The 15,747-nt window shown below is 67.0% G+C and carries 13 protein-coding genes; 6 read left to right on the forward strand and 7 right to left on the reverse strand.

Annotated features, from left to right (window positions below):
• Positions 1-27 precede the first annotated feature (27 nt).
• Together GGR46_RS21810 and GGR46_RS21815 are read right to left on the reverse strand one after the other, a co-directional pair.
• Complete coding sequence (locus tag GGR46_RS21810; protein ID WP_184000191.1) at positions 28-1,626, reverse strand: MFS transporter; 1,599 nt, start codon at positions 1,624-1,626, stop codon at positions 28-30.
• 76 nt (positions 1,627-1,702) lie between these two features.
• On the reverse strand, positions 1,703-2,965 hold the full coding sequence (locus GGR46_RS21815) for an Nramp family divalent metal transporter (protein WP_184000192.1): 1,263 nt from the start codon (positions 2,963-2,965) through the stop codon (positions 1,703-1,705).
• 107 nt (positions 2,966-3,072) lie between these two features.
• Between GGR46_RS21815 and GGR46_RS21820 the strand changes: the two genes are divergently transcribed.
• The gene (locus GGR46_RS21820; RefSeq protein WP_184000193.1) at positions 3,073-3,456 is read left to right on the forward strand and encodes a fucose-binding lectin; all 384 of its coding nucleotides are present in this window, start codon (positions 3,073-3,075) and stop codon (positions 3,454-3,456) included.
• Between the two features lie 49 nt (positions 3,457-3,505).
• Here GGR46_RS21820 and metH read toward each other — a convergent pair whose 3' ends face one another.
• The 4 genes from metH to GGR46_RS21840 all read right to left on the reverse strand — a co-directional run bounded on the left by metH (position 3,506) and on the right by GGR46_RS21840 (position 9,285).
• On the reverse strand, positions 3,506-6,118 hold the full coding sequence (gene metH / locus GGR46_RS21825; RefSeq protein WP_184000194.1) for a methionine synthase: 2,613 nt from the start codon (positions 6,116-6,118) through the stop codon (positions 3,506-3,508).
• Between the two features lie 147 nt (positions 6,119-6,265).
• Positions 6,266-7,312 carry a homocysteine S-methyltransferase family protein gene (locus tag GGR46_RS21830; RefSeq protein ID WP_184000195.1) on the reverse strand — a complete coding sequence of 349 codons (1,047 nt, stop codon included), beginning with the start codon at positions 7,310-7,312 and terminating at the stop codon, positions 6,266-6,268.
• Between the two features lie 105 nt (positions 7,313-7,417).
• A complete protein-coding gene (gene metF / locus GGR46_RS21835) occupies positions 7,418-8,335 on the reverse strand; it encodes a methylenetetrahydrofolate reductase (RefSeq protein ID WP_184000196.1) in 918 nt (305 codons plus the stop codon).
• Positions 8,332-9,285 (reverse strand): ArsR/SmtB family transcription factor, encoded by a 954-nt coding sequence (locus tag GGR46_RS21840; protein WP_184000197.1) that lies wholly within the window; start codon positions 9,283-9,285, stop codon positions 8,332-8,334. Before GGR46_RS21840 ends, metF begins: the two co-directional genes overlap by 4 nt.
• Positions 9,286-9,550: 265 nt before the next feature.
• Here GGR46_RS21840 and GGR46_RS21845 point away from each other — a divergent pair, with 265 nt between their 5' ends.
• The 4 genes from GGR46_RS21845 (at position 9,551) to GGR46_RS21860 (ending at position 11,780) form a co-directional block, all read left to right on the forward strand.
• Positions 9,551-9,811, forward strand: a complete 261-nt coding sequence (locus tag GGR46_RS21845) for a hypothetical protein (RefSeq protein ID WP_184000198.1) — start codon at positions 9,551-9,553, stop codon at positions 9,809-9,811.
• Positions 9,812-9,815: 4 nt separating this feature from the next.
• Complete coding sequence (locus tag GGR46_RS21850) at positions 9,816-9,983, forward strand: hypothetical protein (protein WP_184000199.1); 168 nt, start codon at positions 9,816-9,818, stop codon at positions 9,981-9,983.
• Positions 9,980-10,930, forward strand: a complete 951-nt coding sequence (locus tag GGR46_RS21855; RefSeq protein ID WP_184000200.1) for an aldo/keto reductase — start codon at positions 9,980-9,982, stop codon at positions 10,928-10,930. Before GGR46_RS21850 ends, GGR46_RS21855 begins: the two co-directional genes overlap by 4 nt.
• Positions 10,931-10,997: 67 nt before the next feature.
• On the forward strand, positions 10,998-11,780 hold the full coding sequence (locus tag GGR46_RS21860) for a helix-turn-helix domain-containing protein (RefSeq protein WP_184000201.1): 783 nt from the start codon (positions 10,998-11,000) through the stop codon (positions 11,778-11,780).
• A 54-nt stretch (positions 11,781-11,834) separates the two neighbouring features.
• On the opposite strand, the gene GGR46_RS21865 is transcribed toward GGR46_RS21860, so the two are convergent.
• Entirely contained in the window at positions 11,835-12,893 is a 1,059-nt protein-coding gene (locus GGR46_RS21865; protein WP_221262956.1) for a serine hydrolase domain-containing protein, read from the reverse strand.
• Between the two features lie 442 nt (positions 12,894-13,335).
• On the opposite strand from GGR46_RS21865, the gene GGR46_RS21870 reads away from it, so the two are divergent.
• Entirely contained in the window at positions 13,336-15,711 is a 2,376-nt protein-coding gene (locus tag GGR46_RS21870; RefSeq protein ID WP_246426303.1) for a TonB-dependent receptor, read from the forward strand.
• Positions 15,712-15,747 lie beyond the last annotated feature (36 nt).

Genomic DNA, 15,747 nt, shown 5'->3' on the forward strand with positions numbered 1-15,747 from the left:
CCCCGTGCCGCAATGGCCGCGACCCATTCAAAGATGGGGATGGACCTTGCGCTGCGGTTTCACCGTCTCGGTCAGCCCCAGCGCCGTGACCAGCAGCGCCATCGCCACCACCGCCATCGTGTACCACAGCCCGGCATAGGGATCGCCGGTCCGCGCGACGATGTACTGGCTGATGAAAGGCAGGAAGCCGCCGAAATAGCCGGTGCCCAGGTGATAGGGGATCGACATCGAGGAATAGCGGATCCGGCTGGGGAACATCTCGCTGAGCAGCGCCGCGACCGGGCCATAGGTCGCCCCCGCCAGCGCCATCAGCCCGAGCATCGCCAGCACGATCACCGCGATGTTGCCGGTCGAGGGCACGATCCGCTCGAGCTTGTACCCTGCCGCCGCCAGCGTCGCGTCGAGCCCGGCCGGGCGCATGTCCGGCACCGGCACGCCGCCGACGGTCACCACCACCGCATCGGCCTTCATCGTCTTGTAGGCGATGCCCTTCTTCGAAAGGTGATCGAGGATCTGGCCGCAAGCATCGGCCTGCTTGGCGGCAAAGGGATCATATTTGCAGTTCGGCCCGCGCACGACCACCGGCGCGCGCCTGGCCGATTCCGCCAGCCCCGGATTGGCCGCCGCACCGATCGTCCAGAACAGCGGGAAGAGCAGCACCAGGGTCAGCGCATAGCCGATCACGATCGGCTTCTTGCGCCCGATCCGGTCCGACAGATGCCCGAACAGCACGAAGAAGCCGCAGCCGACCAGCGCCGCACCGCCGCAGATCAGCTGCGCGGTGGTCGGGTCCACCCGCATTGGCCCGGTGAGGAACGACAGCACCGAGAACATCGAGGTGTACCAGATCACCGTCAGCCCGGCCGCGATGCCGAACAGCGCGATGAACAGCCGCGGCAGGTTGCCCGGATAGGTGAAGCTCTCGAGGAACGGGTTGCTCGCGGTCTCGCCGGCTTCCTTCATCGCCTTGAACACCGGGCTCTCGGACAGCTTGAGGCGCATCCACAGCGACACGGCGAGCAGCAGGATCGAGAAGAGGAAGGGCAGCCGCCAGCCCCAGGCCTCCCAGGTCGCGGCGGGCATCGGGGTCTTGAACGCCAGCACCACCGCCAGGCTCAAGATGAAGCCGCCGACCACGCTCGCCTGGATGAAGCTGGTGTGGAAGCCGGCGCGGCCGCCTGGCGAATGCTCGGCGACATAGATGGCGGCGCCGCCATATTCGCCGCCCAGCGCCAGGCCCTGCGCCACGCGCATGATCAGGATCAGCACCGGCGCCGCCACGCCGATCGCGGCATAGCCCGGCACCAGGCCGATGCCGGCGGTGGCCAGACCCATCACGGTGATGGTGACGAGGAACGTGTATTTCCGCCCCATCCTGTCGCCGAGATAGCCGAACAGCACCGCGCCGAGCGGCCGGAAGCCGAACCCGACGGCGAACGCGGCCCAGGCGAGCAGGCTCGCCAGCACGTCGTTGCCCGCCGGGAAGAAAGTATGCTGCAGGATGCCGGTGGCGGTCAGCGTGCCCCAGATGAAGAAGTCATACCATTCGAAGATCGTGCCCAGCGACGATGCGCCGATCACCAGCCGGATGTCCTTGCCCGTCGGCTCGCTCGCGCCGTCCGTCATGTGGGTGCCCTTCCCCTGAATTCGGGCGCGAGCTTAGCGGCTTGGGGATATGCGGCAAGACAAGTCCGGACAGGGCCTATTGCCAGATCAGCATCGCCGCCGCCGCCGCGCCCATCACCAGGGTCGCCGCCCAGCCGAGCCAGAGCAGCGGGCCCCTGATTCGGAACTCGCCCATCACGCTCCTGCGCGTGGCGATGATCATCATCACCGCCATGATCGGCACCGCGGCGAAGCCGTTGACCACCGCGCTCCAGAACAGCGCCTGGATCGGCGGAATGTCCGACCAGTCGAGCGCGATGCCGAGCAGGGTCGCCAGCGCGATCACGCCGTAGAAGCCCGGCGCATCGGCCACCTTGTGCTCCAGCCCGCAGCGCCAGCCGCGCGCATTGCTCACCGCGAAGCCCGCCGAGCCCGCCAGCACCGGCACCGCGAGCAGGCCGGTGCCGATGATACCGATCGCGAACAGCGCGAAGGCGAAGTCCCCCGCCACCGGCTGCAGCGCCTTGGCGGCATCGGCGGCGGTGTCGATCTGGGTCACGCCCTGCTGGTGCAGCGTCGCCGCCGCCGCGATCATGATCGCCAGCGCGATCACGTTGGAGAAGGCCATGCCGACCAGCGTGTCGATCCGCATCCGCTTGATCTCGCGCGGCGCCTGGTCCGGCGCCTCGTTCAGCGGCCTGGCCTCGTCGTCATCCTCGATCTCCTCCACTTCCTGCGCGGTCTGCCAGAAGAAGAGATAGGGGCTGATCGTCGTGCCGAAGATCGCGACCACCGTGGCGATCGCCTGCGGCCCGCTGAGCCTGGGCACCACCAGCCCGGTTGCCGCCGCCGCCCAGTCGACCTTCACCACGATCACCACCGCGGCATAGGCGAGCAGCGACAGGGTCAGCCATTTCAGCACGCGCGCATAGCGGTGATAGGGCACGAACACCTGCAGCATCAGGCTGACGAAGGCGAAGAAGATCGTGAACCAATGGTCGCCCCAGCCGACGACCAGCTGCGCCGCGTCGCCCATCGCGGCGATGTCCGCGCCGATGTTGATCGTGTTGGCGACGAACAGGATGGTGACGAGCAGGGTCAGCAGCCAGCGCGGCATCACGTCGCGCATGTTCTCGGCCAGGCCCTTGCCGCTCACCCGCCCGATATGCGCGCTCACCAGCTGCACCGCCGACATCAGCGGATAGGTGAGCACCATCGTCCACATCAGCCCATAGCCGAACTGGGCGCCGGCCTGGGAATAGGTTGCGATGCCGCTGGGATCGTCGTCCGCCGCGCCGGTGATCAGCCCGGGGCCAAGTTGCTTGGTTACCGAGGTTTTTTCACTGTTCTTCTCGGTCATGCAGGCTCCGGGGATCGTGACGATCGCACAACCTTATCGATTGCCTGACGTTCCCGGATCAACCCAGATTAAAGTGCTAGCGCCCACGCCGCACCGATCCGGTTCCAATGCCGTTTGCATCAAATCACCGGACAGGGGAGCGTCGCCGCAACCCGCGTCATGGGACGCGGCACGAGGGGGAGATTCACATGTCCGGCGACAATCCCGATTTTCCGATCGGCACCTGCGCGACGAGCTGGTTCGACAGCAACCACACGCTGCACATCCGCGTCTATTCGAGCGACGGCTACACGATCAGCGAACGCTGCAACGACGGCCAGGGCTGGGTCGCCGGCGCGTCCTTCCCGGGCTCGCAGGCCTCGGTCACCGTGTGGCAGGACTCGGCCGGCGAGCACATCCGCCTCTACGTCACCGGCGGCGACGTCACGACCGAATATTGCAGCGATCCCGGCACCTCGGGCTGGACCAAGGGCGCCTACACCCAGCCCTGAGCCTGGCCAACATAGGTCCTCCCCCGGCAGGGGGAGGATTTTACGCTTCTCAGTCCAGGTTCGGCCGCAGATAGCGCGTCGCCAGCGCGACATCGATTCCGCGACGCTGCGCATAATCCTCGAGCTGGTCCTGGCCGATCCGCGCCACGCCGAAATACTCGGCCTGCGGGTGCCCGAAATAGAAGCCCGAGACCGCTGCGGTCGGCAGCATCGCGAAGCTCTCCGTCAGCGAGATGCCGGTCCTGTGATGCGCGTCGAGCATCTTGAACAGGATCGGCTTCAGGCTGTGCTCGGGGCAGGCGGGATAGCCCGGCGCCGGGCGGATGCCGCGATACTGCTCGCGGATCAGCGCCTCGTTGTCGAGCTGCTCGCCCTCGGCATAGCCCCATAGCGACGTGCGGGTGAACTGGTGCAGCCGCTCGGCGAACGCCTCGGCGAGGCGGTCCGCCAGCGCCTTGAGCAGGATGTCCGAATAGTCGTCGATCGCGTTCTTGAAGCGCGCCAGATGCGGCTCGATGCCGTGGATCGAGACCGCGAAGCCGCCGATCCAGTCGCCGTCATGATCGATGAAATCGGCCAGGCACATGTTCGCCCGGCCTTCGCGCTTGGCGATCTGCTGGCGCAGCATCGGCAGGCGGAAATGCTCCTCGTCCTGGACATGGACGACGATGTCGTCGCCCTCGCGCGCGCACGGCCACAGCCCGACCACGCCGCGCGCGGTCAGCCATTTCTCGTCGATGACCTTGTCGAGCATCTTCTGCGCATCGGCGAACAGCGACGAAGCGCTCTCGCCGACCACCTCGTCGGTCAGGATCGCCGGGTAGTTGCCCGCCAGCTCCCAGGCACGGAAGAACGGCGTCCAGTCGATATACTGGCGCAGGTCCTTCAGGTCCCAGTCGTCGAACGCGTGTACGCCGGGCATGCGCGGCTTGGCCGGCTTCAGGCTCATGTCCGCCTCGAACGCATTGTCGCGCGCCTTTTCGAGCGGCAACAGCTCGCTCTGCCCGCGGCCGGCGCGCGCCTGGCGCACCTGCTCGTACTCGGCCGCGACCTTGGCAACATAATCGTCGCGCTGCGTCTCCGAGACCAGCGCGGTGGCCACGCCGACGGCGCGCGAGGCGTCGAGCACGTGCACCACCGGCCCCTTGTACATCGGCTCGATCTTGAGCGCGGTGTGCACCCGGCTGGTGGTCGCGCCGCCGATCAGCAGCGGCATCGTCATGTTCGAGCGCTGCATCTCCTCGGCGACGGTGACCATCTCGTCGAGCGAAGGCGTGATCAGCCCCGAAAGCCCGATCATGTCCGCGTCATTCTCGTTCGCGGCCTTGAGGATGTCCGTCCAGGGCACCATCACGCCCATGTCGATCACTTCGAAGCCGTTGCACTGCAGGACGACGCCGACGATGTTCTTGCCGATATCGTGCACGTCGCCCTTCACGGTCGCCATGATCACGCAGCCCTTGGCCTTGGCGCCTTCCGACTTCTCGGCCTCGATATAGGGCATCAGGTGCGCGACGGCCTTCTTCATCACGCGCGCCGACTTCACCACCTGGGGCAGGAACATCTTGCCCGATCCGAACAGGTCGCCGACCACGTTCATGCCGTCCATCAGCGGACCCTCGATCACCTGGATCGGGCGCCCGCCCGCGGCGAACACCGCCTGGCGGCACTCCTCGGTATCCTCGACGACATGCGCGTCGATGCCCTTGACCAGGGCATGCTCCAATCGCTTCTCGACCGCCCAGCCGCGCCACTCCGCCGCCTGCTTCTCCGCCACCGCATCGGTGCCGCGGAACTTCTCGGCGAGCGCGACCAGCCGGTCGCCGGCCTCGGGATCCTTGTTGAGGATCACGTCCTCGCAGGCCTTGCGCAGCTCGGGCTCGATCTGGTCGTACACGTCGAGCTGACCGGCGTTGACGATCGCCATGTCCATGCCCGCAGGGATCGCATAATAGAGGAACACCGAGTGCATCGCCTTGCGCACCGGCTCGTTGCCGCGGAACGAGAAGCTCAGGTTCGATAGGCCGCCCGAGATATGGCAATGCGGGCAGCGCGCCTTGATCTCGCGGCACGCTTCGATGAAGTCGACGCCGTAGTTGTTGTGCTCCTCGATGCCCGTCGCCACCGCGAACACATTGGGATCGAAGATGATGTCTTCGGGCGGGAAACCGATGCCTACCAGGAGGTTATAGGCGCGCTCGCAGATCTCGACCTTGCGCGCCTGGGTGTCGGCCTGGCCGGTCTCGTCGAACGCCATGACGACCACCGCGGCGCCGTACGCCATGCACTTGCGCGCATGCTCGAGGAACTGGTCGACGCCTTCCTTCATGCTGATCGAGTTGACGATCGGCTTGCCCGATACGCACTTCAGGCCCGCCTCGATAACGTCCCATTTCGAGCTGTCGACCATCACCGGAATCCGCGCGATGTCGGGCTCGGCCTGGATCAGCTTGAGGAAGGTGGTCATCGCCTCGTGCGCGTCGAGCAGGCCCTCGTCCATGTTGACGTCGAGCACCTGCGCGCCGGCCTCCACCTGCTGCAGCGCCACCTCGACGGCGGCGGCATAGTCCCCGTTCATGATCAGCTTCTTGAAGCGCGCGGAGCCGGTGACGTTGGTGCGCTCGCCGATATTGACGAAGTTGGTGGAGGAGGCGGTGGTCATTGGTCTTCTTTCTTCCTTCCCCTTCTTCCCCCTCTCCCGCTTGCGGGAGAGGGTCGGGGTGAGGGTGAGTCGTGTAAGTTTCAAACGTCGTCAGTGAGGCCAGCTTGCACCCTCACCCAACCCTCTCCCGCAAGCGGGAGAGGGCTATTACGCCGCCATCGTGAACGGCTCGAGGCCCGCCAGCCGGGTGCGCACTTCCGGCGTCGGGATCGGCCGCGCGGGGAGGCCCGCCACCGCATCCGCGATCGCCTTGATGTGCGCCGGGGTCGAGCCGCAGCATCCGCCCAGCACATTGACCTGGCCGGCATCGGCCCATTCCTTGACCAGCCCGGCGGTGGTCACCGGCGCCTCGTCATAGGCGCCCAGCTCGTTGGGCAGGCCGGCGTTCGGATAGACCATGATCAGCGTGTCGCAGATGCCGCTCAGCGTCTTCACGTGCGGGCGCAGCTGCTCGGCGCCGAACGAGCAGTTGAGCCCGATCGTCAGCGGCTTGGCATGGCGGATGGCGTGCCAGAACGCCTCGACTGTGTGGCCCGAAAGGTTACGCCCCGAAAGATCGGTCAGCGTCATCGACAGCATGATCGGCAGGTCGCGGCCCAGGTCGTTGGCCGCCTCGATCGCCGCCATCACGCCGGCCTTGGCGTTGAGCGTGTCGAACACCGTCTCGATCAGCACGAAGTCGATCCCGCCCTCGACCAGGGCGTCGATCTGCTCGCGGTACACGTCTTTCAGATAGTCGAAGTCGATCTCGCGATAGCCGGGATCGTTGACGTCCGGGCTCAGCGACAGCGTCTTGTTGGTCGGCCCCAGCGCGCCGGCGACGAAGCGCGGGCGGCCGTCCTTCGCCTCGAACTGGTCGGCGATGCTGCGCGCCAGCTTCGCGCTCTCGACATTGATCTCGCGCACCAGATGCTCGGCGCCGTAATCGGCCTGGCTGATCCGGTTGGCCGAGAAGGTGTTGGTCTCGGCGATGTCCGCCCCCGCCTCGAAATAGGCGCGGTGGATGCTCGCCGGCACCTCGGGCTTGGTCAGCGCGAGGATGTCGTTGTTGCCCTTCTGGTCGTGCGAAAGGCCAAGGTCGCCGGCATAGGCGGCCTCATCGAGCTTCCAGTTCTGGATCTCGGTGCCGAACGCCCCGTCGGTGATCAGGATGCGCTTGGCGGCCTCGGCCAGCAGTTTCTCGCGTGCAGTCATCATAACTTCCCAATCGTCATCCCCGCGCAAGCGGGGATCCAGAGTCACGAAGGACTCCGCCTGTTACCCTGGATCCCCGCCTGCGCGGGGATGACGGGGTAAGAATTAAGCCGCCACAACCTCGGCGCCGACCTTCGGCCGAACGCCCAGCAGGTGGCAGATCGCATAGCTCAGCTCGGCCCGGTTCAGCGTGTAGAAGTGGAACTGCCGCACGCCGCCCGCATAGAGCTTCCGGCTCAGCTCCGCCGCCAGCGTCGCCGCGACCAGCTGGCGTGCGGCGGGATGCGCGTCGAGCCCTTCGAACAGCCGGCCCATCCAGGCCGGCACGTCGGTGCCGCACATCGCCGACATGCGCTGGACGCTGGCGAAGTTCATCACCGGCATGATCCCCGGCACGATCTCGGCATCGATCCCTGCCTTGGCGGCATCGTCGCGGAAGCGGAAGAAGGTCTCGGGCTCGAAGAAGAACTGGGTGATCGCCCGCGTCGCGCCCGCATCCATCTTGCGCTTGAGGTTCTCGATATCGGCCGACGGATTGGGCGAATCCGGATGGCACTCGGGATAGGCCGCGACCGAGATCTCGAACGGATGCAGCTTCCTGAGGCCCGCAACGAGATCGGCGGCATTCTCATAGCCGCCCGGATGGGTGCTGTACTTCTCGCCGGCGCGGGGCGGATCGCCGCGCAGCGCCACGATGTGCCGCACGCCCGCTTCCCAATATTCCTGCGCGACCTGGTCGATCTCTTCCTTCGTCGCCTCGACACAGGTGAGGTGCGCCGCCGCCGGGATCCCGGTCTCGCGCGCGATCCGCGCCACCGTGTTGTGCGTCCGCTCGCGGGTCGAGCCGCCGGCGCCATAGGTGACCGACACGAAGCGCGGCCCCAGCGGGCTCAGCGTCTCGATCGATTCCCACAGCGTCTCCTCCATCTTCTCCGTCTTGGGCGGGAAGAATTCGAAGCTCACGTCGATATCGCCCGCCACGTCCGCGAAGAGCGGCGCCGCCAGCGGGTCCAGGATAGTCATGCGGCCCTCACCTTTTCGTTCAGCTGGCCGGTCTTGCGACCCAGCCACAATTTCACCGTCAGCTCACCGCCCTCCAGCATCTCGACCTGGACGGGCGCGAGCCCATGCACCTCGAACCAGCCGAGCACCTGCTCGTCCGAGAAGCCGAGCCGCGTATGCGCATCCTTGCTGCGCAGTTCCTCGCGCTCGTGCGGCGCGAAATCGGCGATCAGCAGCCGCCCGCCGGGCGCGAGCACCCGCGCCGCCTCGCCGATCGCCGCACCCGGCTGCTGCGCGAAGTGCAGGACATGGTGCAATATGGCGAGGTCCGCCCCGCCATCCTGCAGCGGCAACGCATAGAGGTCCGCCTGGCGCAGCTCGGCATTCGCGAGCCCCTGCTCGGAAAGCTTCGCGCGCGCAAGACGCAACATCTCGCTCGACCGGTCGATGCCCAGCGCCCGCTCGGCCCGCGGCGCGAACAGCTCGAGCATGCGCCCGGTACCCGTGCCGATGTCGACCAGATAGCCGACCGGCCCGTCGCCCAGCGCGCGCGACATCGCCGCCTCGACTTCGCTCTCGGCGACATGGAGCGAGCGGATCGCGTCCCATTCGCCGGCATTGTTCTCGAACCAGTCCGCCGCCGCGCTGGCGCGATCGGCGCGCACCGCCGCCAGCCGCGCCTCGTCGGCGATCATCCAGTGATCCGCCTTGTCCCAGCCGTCGAGCGCCGCCAGCATCGGGTCCACCGTCGCGGCGGCACCCAGCCCGACGAACACCCAGCTGCCTTCCTTGCGCCGCTCGAGCAGCCCGGCGTCGCACAGGATCTTCACGTGCCGGCTGACCCGCGGCTGGCTCTGCCCGAGCACCTGCGCCAGCTCGCCCACGCTCAGCTCCATCGAGCGGACGAGCGCAAGGATGCGCAGCCGCGTCGAATCGGCAAGGGCACGGAAGATGGCGAGGGCCTGCTGCATGGCGGTTAGAGATATAAAGATATCTTTATATGGGGTCAACGGAGGACAGCCAATTCCTCCCCGAGCTTGCCTCGGGGAGGGGGACCATTCGCGATAGCGAATGGTGGAGGGGCCGCCGGGGAACCCGGCGGACTGCGTCCGCCGCCCCTCCACCGCCTTCGGCGGTCCCCCTCCCCCAGCAAGCTGGGGGAGGAATTAGAGCGTTGCACCTCGCCCAACCGCTGCGCTACCCCGTCCACCAACACAGGCAAAAGGGATCCCCGTCATGCGCAAGATCTTCCTCCCGCTCGCGGCGGTCGCGCTGCTCGGCCTCTCGGCCTGCGGCAACAAGGCGAAGAACGAAGCCGCCGAGGCCAATGAATCGGTCGCCGGCGACAGCAACACGATGGGCGAAGCGGTGAGCGACGTGAACGCCGCCGAGAACGCCGCCTTCGGTTCCGCCGAGAGCAATTACGACCAGGCCGTGCCGGTCGGCAACACCGCCGGCGGCGCGGGTTCGGGCGACGAAGGCTCGGGCGACGAATAAGCCTATGCGGCTCGCGCCCCTGCTCCTCCTCGTCGCGCTCGCCGGCTGTGGCAGCGGCGCATCCGATGACTCGCAAGGCGGGCTGAGCCGCAGCGAGGCACGCCAGCTCGACGCGGCCGCCGCCGCGATCGACGTCAATGCCAGCCAGTCCAACGGAACGGAGCAGCAATGAGCAGCAAGCGAGACCTTGGCACGAGCGGCATCGAGACGCCGTCGCTGATCCTCGGCGGCAACGTCTTCGGCTGGACCGCCGACAAGGCCACCAGCTTCGCGGTGCTCGACCACTTCACCGAGGCCGGCGGCACGCTGATCGACACCGCCGACGTCTATTCGGCCTGGGTTCCCGGCCATCAGGGCGGCGAGTCCGAGACGATCATCGGCGAATGGCTCCGCACCTCCGGCAAGCGCGGCCAGGTCAAGATCGCCACCAAGGTCGGCATGCTCGACGGCGAGGGTGGCACCAAGCTCGCCCCCACGCGCATCGCCGCCGCCTGCGACGCCAGCCTCGCGCGCCTCGGTGTCGAGACGATCGACCTCTATTTCGCCCATCAGGACGATGAGGACGTGCCGCAGGAGGAAGTCCTCGCCGCCTTCGACAAGCTCATCAAGGCCGGCAAGGTCCAGGCGATCGGCGCCTCGAACTTCCACGCGATGCGCCTCAAGTCCGCGCTCGACATCGCCACGCGCGACGGCCTGCCGCATTTCCGCGCGCTGCAGAACGAGTATCACCTGCTCAGCCGCCACAAATATGAGGGCGAGCTGCAGGACCTGTGCGTCGAGTACAATATCGGCTGCGTGCCGTTCTACGGCCTTGCCTCGGGCTATCTCACCGGCAAGTACCGCTCCGAGGCCGATCTCGGAAAGAGCGTGCGCGGCGGCCGGATGACCGCGTTCATGGAAGCAAAGGGCCCGGCGATGCTCGCCGCGATGGACGATATCGCCGCCGAGACCGGCGCGTCCCTCGCCCAGATCGCCCTGGCCTGGCTCGCCGCCCAGCCCGGCGTCACCGCCCCGATCGCCAGTGCCACCTCGATCGCGCAGCTCGAGGAGCTGGTCGGCTGCTGGAACGTGGCACTGACCCGCGAACAGCTGGACCGGCTGACGGTGGCGGGCGCCTGATACCGCACTGCAAGGTACGAATTTTTCGGGGTAGCTGCGGCATTTCCCCTGACCTAGGCCGGCAGCCATGAGCAGTCGGGCGACACAAGGCCTTTGGGCGCTGACCGAGAAGGAGAAGCAGACGCTTCGCCTGATCGTGCGTGGCCATGATGCGAAATCGACCGCGCGCAGCCTCGGCCTCTCGGTCCATACGATCAACGAGCGGCTGCGCGACGCGCGGCGCAAGCTCGCCGTATCGAGCAGCCGCGAAGCCGCGCGCCTGCTGCTCGAAGCCGAGGGCCCGGCCCCGGCTTCCCCGCACCCCCAATCTCTCGGGGACACGGGAATCGGGGAAGACCCGCAGCACATGCCGACCGATCAGGAAACCGCGCCGGTCCACGGCGTGGGGCAGGCCCGGCGCCTGGCCCCGATCCTCATCGGAGTGCTTTTCATGACCTTTGCCCTCGCCCTGCTGGCGCTCACCGCGCTGCCGCAGTTGGCCTCCACCCCGGCGGCAACGCCCACCGCCACCCGTGTCGCGCCCGATCCGCAGGTGGTCGATGCGGCGCGCCGGTGGCTGGCCCTGATCGACCAGAGCCGCTGGGACGACAGCTACCAGGCAACCGGCAGTGCGTTCCGCAAGCTCAACACCGCGCAGACCTGGCGCACCGTATCCGAGAAGGTGCGCACCCCGCTCGGCGCACTCGTGTCGCGCACCCTGCTCGGCCAGGAGAGCCTGCCCGCACCGCCCAATGGCTATGAAGTCGTCAAGTTCCGCGCCAGCTATGCCAACAAGGCCGACGCGATCGAGACGATCACGCTCGAACTCGAGGACGGCAGCTGGCGCGTCGTCGGCGCGACGATCGAATGAGCAGCGCCGGGCGGGCGGCCAGCATCCCCGGCCGCCCGCCCGGCCCATGCACGCTCAGTCCTTGAAGCCATATTCCCAGGCATAGGGCACACCCGTCTCGCCCAGCGCCGCCTTGACCAGCTTGGGGAAGGCCCGCTCGATCCGCACGTCGTTGCCCAGGATCAGCACGCAGCGCTGGCCCTTCTCCAGGCAGACGAGCGTGTTCGCGGTCACCTCGTTGTGCCCGCCCTTCAGCCAGCCCGCGCCCTGCGGCCCGGTGAAGGCGACCACGCCCAGCGCCGCCTTGGCAGTCGTGCCCTCGCCGGGCCCCGCCGGGTTGTTCAGCGTCGGGAACTGCGTCTTGCTCGGGATCTTCTGGGTGCCGCGGGCATATTCGACACGCCACTGCTTCGGCAGACCCTGGCCGCGCACCATCGCCGCGGTCATGATCGCCAGGTCGTGGATCGTCGTGTCCATCGATCCCGCCGCGCGCACCCGGCTGCGGTCGTCGTGCGGTTCGGTCTTGCCCGCCTCGTCCCAGCCGTCCGCCAGATTGGTGCCGAAGCTGTCCTGCCATACCAGGCTGGTCCGGGTCATGCCGAGCGGCTTGAAGAAGCGGCGCTGCAGTTCCGTCTCCACGCTCAGCCCCAGCCCCTTCTCGACGCCGAACTGGAGCAGCGAGATGCCCTCGCCCGAATAGGCGTAGTTGCTGCCCGGATCGAAGTGGAAGCGCAGCTTGCCGTCGGGCTCGAGCACCGCGAAATTGGCGAAGCCGGTGGCGTGGTTGAGCACATGGCGCGGCGTCACCTTGCGCCAGCGCTCGTCCCCGGCCAGGTCGCCCCAATGGCCATAGGCGTCGAGATTGCCATATTCTGGCAGCGGCTTGGCCAGCATCGCCGCGATCGGCGCGTCGAGATCGAGCTTCTTCTCCGCCGCCAGCTGGGTGACGAGATAGCCGAACACCGCCTTGGTCAGCGATGCGCCGTACATGATGGTGTCGGCGGTCAGCGGCTCGCCCTTGGCGTTGCGATCGCCGTACGTCTTGACCGAGACAACCTGGCCCTTGTCGATCAGCGCGACCGCCACGCCCTTGGCGCCGGTCTCGGCCATCGCCGCCTTGACTGCGGCGTCCATGTCCGGCCCCTTGGCCGCGGCCGGCCCCGCAACACCCAATGCGAGCAAACCCGCCAACCCGAATCGTACCGAACGACGCATGACAAACCCTCCCTGTTCGGGGCGGCATCCTGCATGTTCATGATCGCGCAGCAACAAAAACCGACGCTTGCCGACGGTTGCTCACAAGGGAAGCGGCACCATTTCGGAAGTTGCCCCGCACAGGAGATGTCGCTCGCAAACCCGCCGGGAAAGGACCGTCCATTGCCGAAGCGCGCCGAAGCATTGCCCCTCGCTGGGCAGCGACATGCGGCGTGCCGCCCGGATTGTTGCCAAATGGCAACGTAACATGGCCAACACAGACCGTCACCGATTTGTCGTATCTCCGTAACGATACCGTCCCCAACCCTACCTAGCGGCTCCCCCGGGGGCGGCCCTCCGGCCGCCGGGATGGGAAATGACGATGATCGATTTTTCGCGCCGCCGGCTGCGCCAGGGCCAGGTTCATGCTCTTCTGATGGCGTCGGCCGCGCTCGTCGCGCTCGCACCCGCCGCCCATGCGCAGGACAGCACCGCGGTCGCCGCGGAGGACACCGGCACCGCCGATACGAGCAGCGACATCGTCGTGGTCGGCAGCGGCCAGACCCGCTCGGTCTCGACCCTGCTGCCGTCGAACCTCGACACGCTGCCGCCGGGCACCAGCGTGCAGAAGGCGCTCAACTTCCTGCCGGGCGTGATGGCGCAGTCGATCGACGCGCTGGGCGTCAACGAGCAGTCGCTCTCGCTCCAGGTGCGCGGCTTCAACACCACCCATCTCGGCTACACGCTGGACGGCATGCCGCTCGGCGACGGCGCCTACAACAATTACAACGGCCTCACGATCAGCCGCGCGCTGATCTCGGAGAATCTCGGCCGCGCCGATCTCGCCACCGGCATCGCCGGCCTCGCCATCCCCTCGACCAGCAACCTGGGTGGCGCGCTCACCTATGTCAGCCGCGATCCGAGCAAGGATGCGGCGCTGGCGGTCAGCCAGACGCTCGGCAGCGAGAGCAGCCTGCGCACCTTCGTCCGCCTCGACACCGGCGAGCATGGCGGCTTCTCCGCCTATGTCTCGGGCCAGTATGTCGAGCAGGACCTGTTCGTGAACCAGCCGGCCTATAACCGCTCGACCGGCAAGCAGCTCAACGCCAAGGTCCAGTACAAGGCGGACGGCATCAAGATCACCGCCTTTGCCGATCTTTCGCGCACCAACCAGGCCGACGACGCCTATCTGTCGAAGGACATGCTGAACCGCCTGGGCTGGGACTGGGGCGGCTATGCGCCGAACTGGCAGGCCTATGTCGGCGTCGCCGCCTGCACGGTGACCACCACTCCGTTCAAGTGCGCCGCCGCGCCCGCGCCGACGAAGAATGCCGACGTCACCTTCACCAACGGCCAGATCCTGCGCAACGACAACCTGTTCTACCTGTCGGGCGATTTCGAGCTGGCCAAGGGCCTGAGCGTCCACACCCAGGTCTACCACCACAATGACAAGGGCGCCGGCAACAACTTCATCACCGGCCTGTCCAACCAGGGCACGTCGACCACCGCGGACGACGTGCCGGTCCAGATCCGCGACACGCGCTACACCATCGACCGCACCGGCGTGCTCGCCAGCCTGAACTGGCAGGTCGCCTTCAACGAGTTCCAGGCCGGCCTGTGGGTCGAGGACAATACCAGCAGCGCCGCGCGCTACATCTGGACCAACGTCACCGGTCCGTTCAGCCTCGCCCAGTATCTCAAGGGCCAGCCGAACACCGCCCAGTGGGTGCAGGAGACCCGCTGGAAGACCCACCAGTTCTTCGTGCAGGACACGGTGCGCCTGTTCGACGATGCGTTGAGCGTCGATTTCGGCTTCAAGAGCACCTATTCCAAGTCGGACGCAGAGGCGATCCGCGGCATCGCCGCCTCGGCCCCGCCCGCCTCGAGCCAGTTCGCCAGCGGCACGCTGGTCGCCAAGGACAATTTCCTCCCCGAGGTCGGCGTGCACTGGAACGTCGCACCGGGCCATGAGCTGTTCGCCAGCTATGCCGAGAACATGGCGATGTTCCAGGGCGGCTTCAAACTCGGCCCGCAGTCGGTCTCGCAGACCGTGTGGAACCAGCAGGGCAAGTATCTGAAGCCCGAGACCTCGAAGAGCGTCGAGGGCGGCTATCGCTATGTCAGCGGTCCGCTCCAGGTCGCGCTGTCGGGCTATTATGTGAAGTTCGACAACCGCCTGCTGCAGTACAATCCCTGCCCGACCAACCAGCAGCAGAACCCGGGCTGCGGCAACAGCTTCCACAATGCCGGCAGCGTCACCAGCAAGGGCGCAGAGATCGGCGTGCTGTGGAAGCCGGCGCCCTGGCTGAACTGGTACAATTCGGCTTCGTACAACAAGTCGACCTATGACGAGAATCTCAACTGGTGCACCACCACCTGCGTGGTGAAGCTGACCGCCGGCAAGCAGCAGGTGGACACGCCGAAGACGATGCTCGCCAGCGTGCTGACCGTGAAGCAGGGCGGCCTCTCGGCCTCGCTGCAGGGCAAGTATACCGGCCGCCGCTACTATACTTACACCAACGACCAGAGCTTCGGCCCGGTCACCACCTTCGATCTCGGCGTCAGCTACGATTACGGCTCCTTCGCCTATGTGCAGGACCTCAAGCTGTCGCTGAACATCACCAACCTCACCAACAAGCGCTACGCGTCGAACTTCGACAGCAGCGTGTTCGCGCCGGACGATGCGACGGGCACCGTGCTGGTGTTCCACTCCTCGGCCCCGCGCCAGGCGTTCGTCACGCTCAGCGCCGGCTTCTGAAGCCGCCGCGCTGCGCAAAGGGAAAGGCCGGGGTTC

It is taken from the genome of Sphingomonas kyeonggiensis (assembly GCF_014196745.1).
GTDB classification, from domain to species: domain Bacteria; phylum Pseudomonadota; class Alphaproteobacteria; order Sphingomonadales; family Sphingomonadaceae; genus Sphingomonas; species Sphingomonas kyeonggiensis.

Coding starts and splice junctions, on each gene's coding strand:
- GGR46_RS21810 (WP_184000191.1), bottom strand. CDS start 1,626: ATGACGGACGGCGCGAGCGAGCCGACGGGCAAGGACATCCGGCTGGTG.
- GGR46_RS21815 (WP_184000192.1), bottom strand. CDS start 2,965: ATGACCGAGAAGAACAGTGAAAAAACCTCGGTAACCAAGCAACTTGGC.
- GGR46_RS21820 (WP_184000193.1), top strand. CDS start 3,073: ATGCCGTTTGCATCAAATCACCGGACAGGGGAGCGTCGCCGCAACCCG.
- metH (WP_184000194.1), bottom strand. CDS start 6,118: ATGACCACCGCCTCCTCCACCAACTTCGTCAATATCGGCGAGCGCACC.
- GGR46_RS21830 (WP_184000195.1), bottom strand. CDS start 7,312: ATGACTGCACGCGAGAAACTGCTGGCCGAGGCCGCCAAGCGCATCCTG.
- metF (WP_184000196.1), bottom strand. CDS start 8,335: ATGACTATCCTGGACCCGCTGGCGGCGCCGCTCTTCGCGGACGTGGCG.
- GGR46_RS21840 (WP_184000197.1), bottom strand. CDS start 9,285: ATGCAGCAGGCCCTCGCCATCTTCCGTGCCCTTGCCGATTCGACGCGG.
- GGR46_RS21845 (WP_184000198.1), top strand. CDS start 9,551: ATGCGCAAGATCTTCCTCCCGCTCGCGGCGGTCGCGCTGCTCGGCCTC.
- GGR46_RS21850 (WP_184000199.1), top strand. CDS start 9,816: ATGCGGCTCGCGCCCCTGCTCCTCCTCGTCGCGCTCGCCGGCTGTGGC.
- GGR46_RS21855 (WP_184000200.1), top strand. CDS start 9,980: ATGAGCAGCAAGCGAGACCTTGGCACGAGCGGCATCGAGACGCCGTCG.
- GGR46_RS21860 (WP_184000201.1), top strand. CDS start 10,998: ATGAGCAGTCGGGCGACACAAGGCCTTTGGGCGCTGACCGAGAAGGAG.
- GGR46_RS21865 (WP_221262956.1), bottom strand. CDS start 12,893: ATGGACGCCGCAGTCAAGGCGGCGATGGCCGAGACCGGCGCCAAGGGC.
- GGR46_RS21870 (WP_246426303.1), top strand. CDS start 13,336: ATGATCGATTTTTCGCGCCGCCGGCTGCGCCAGGGCCAGGTTCATGCT.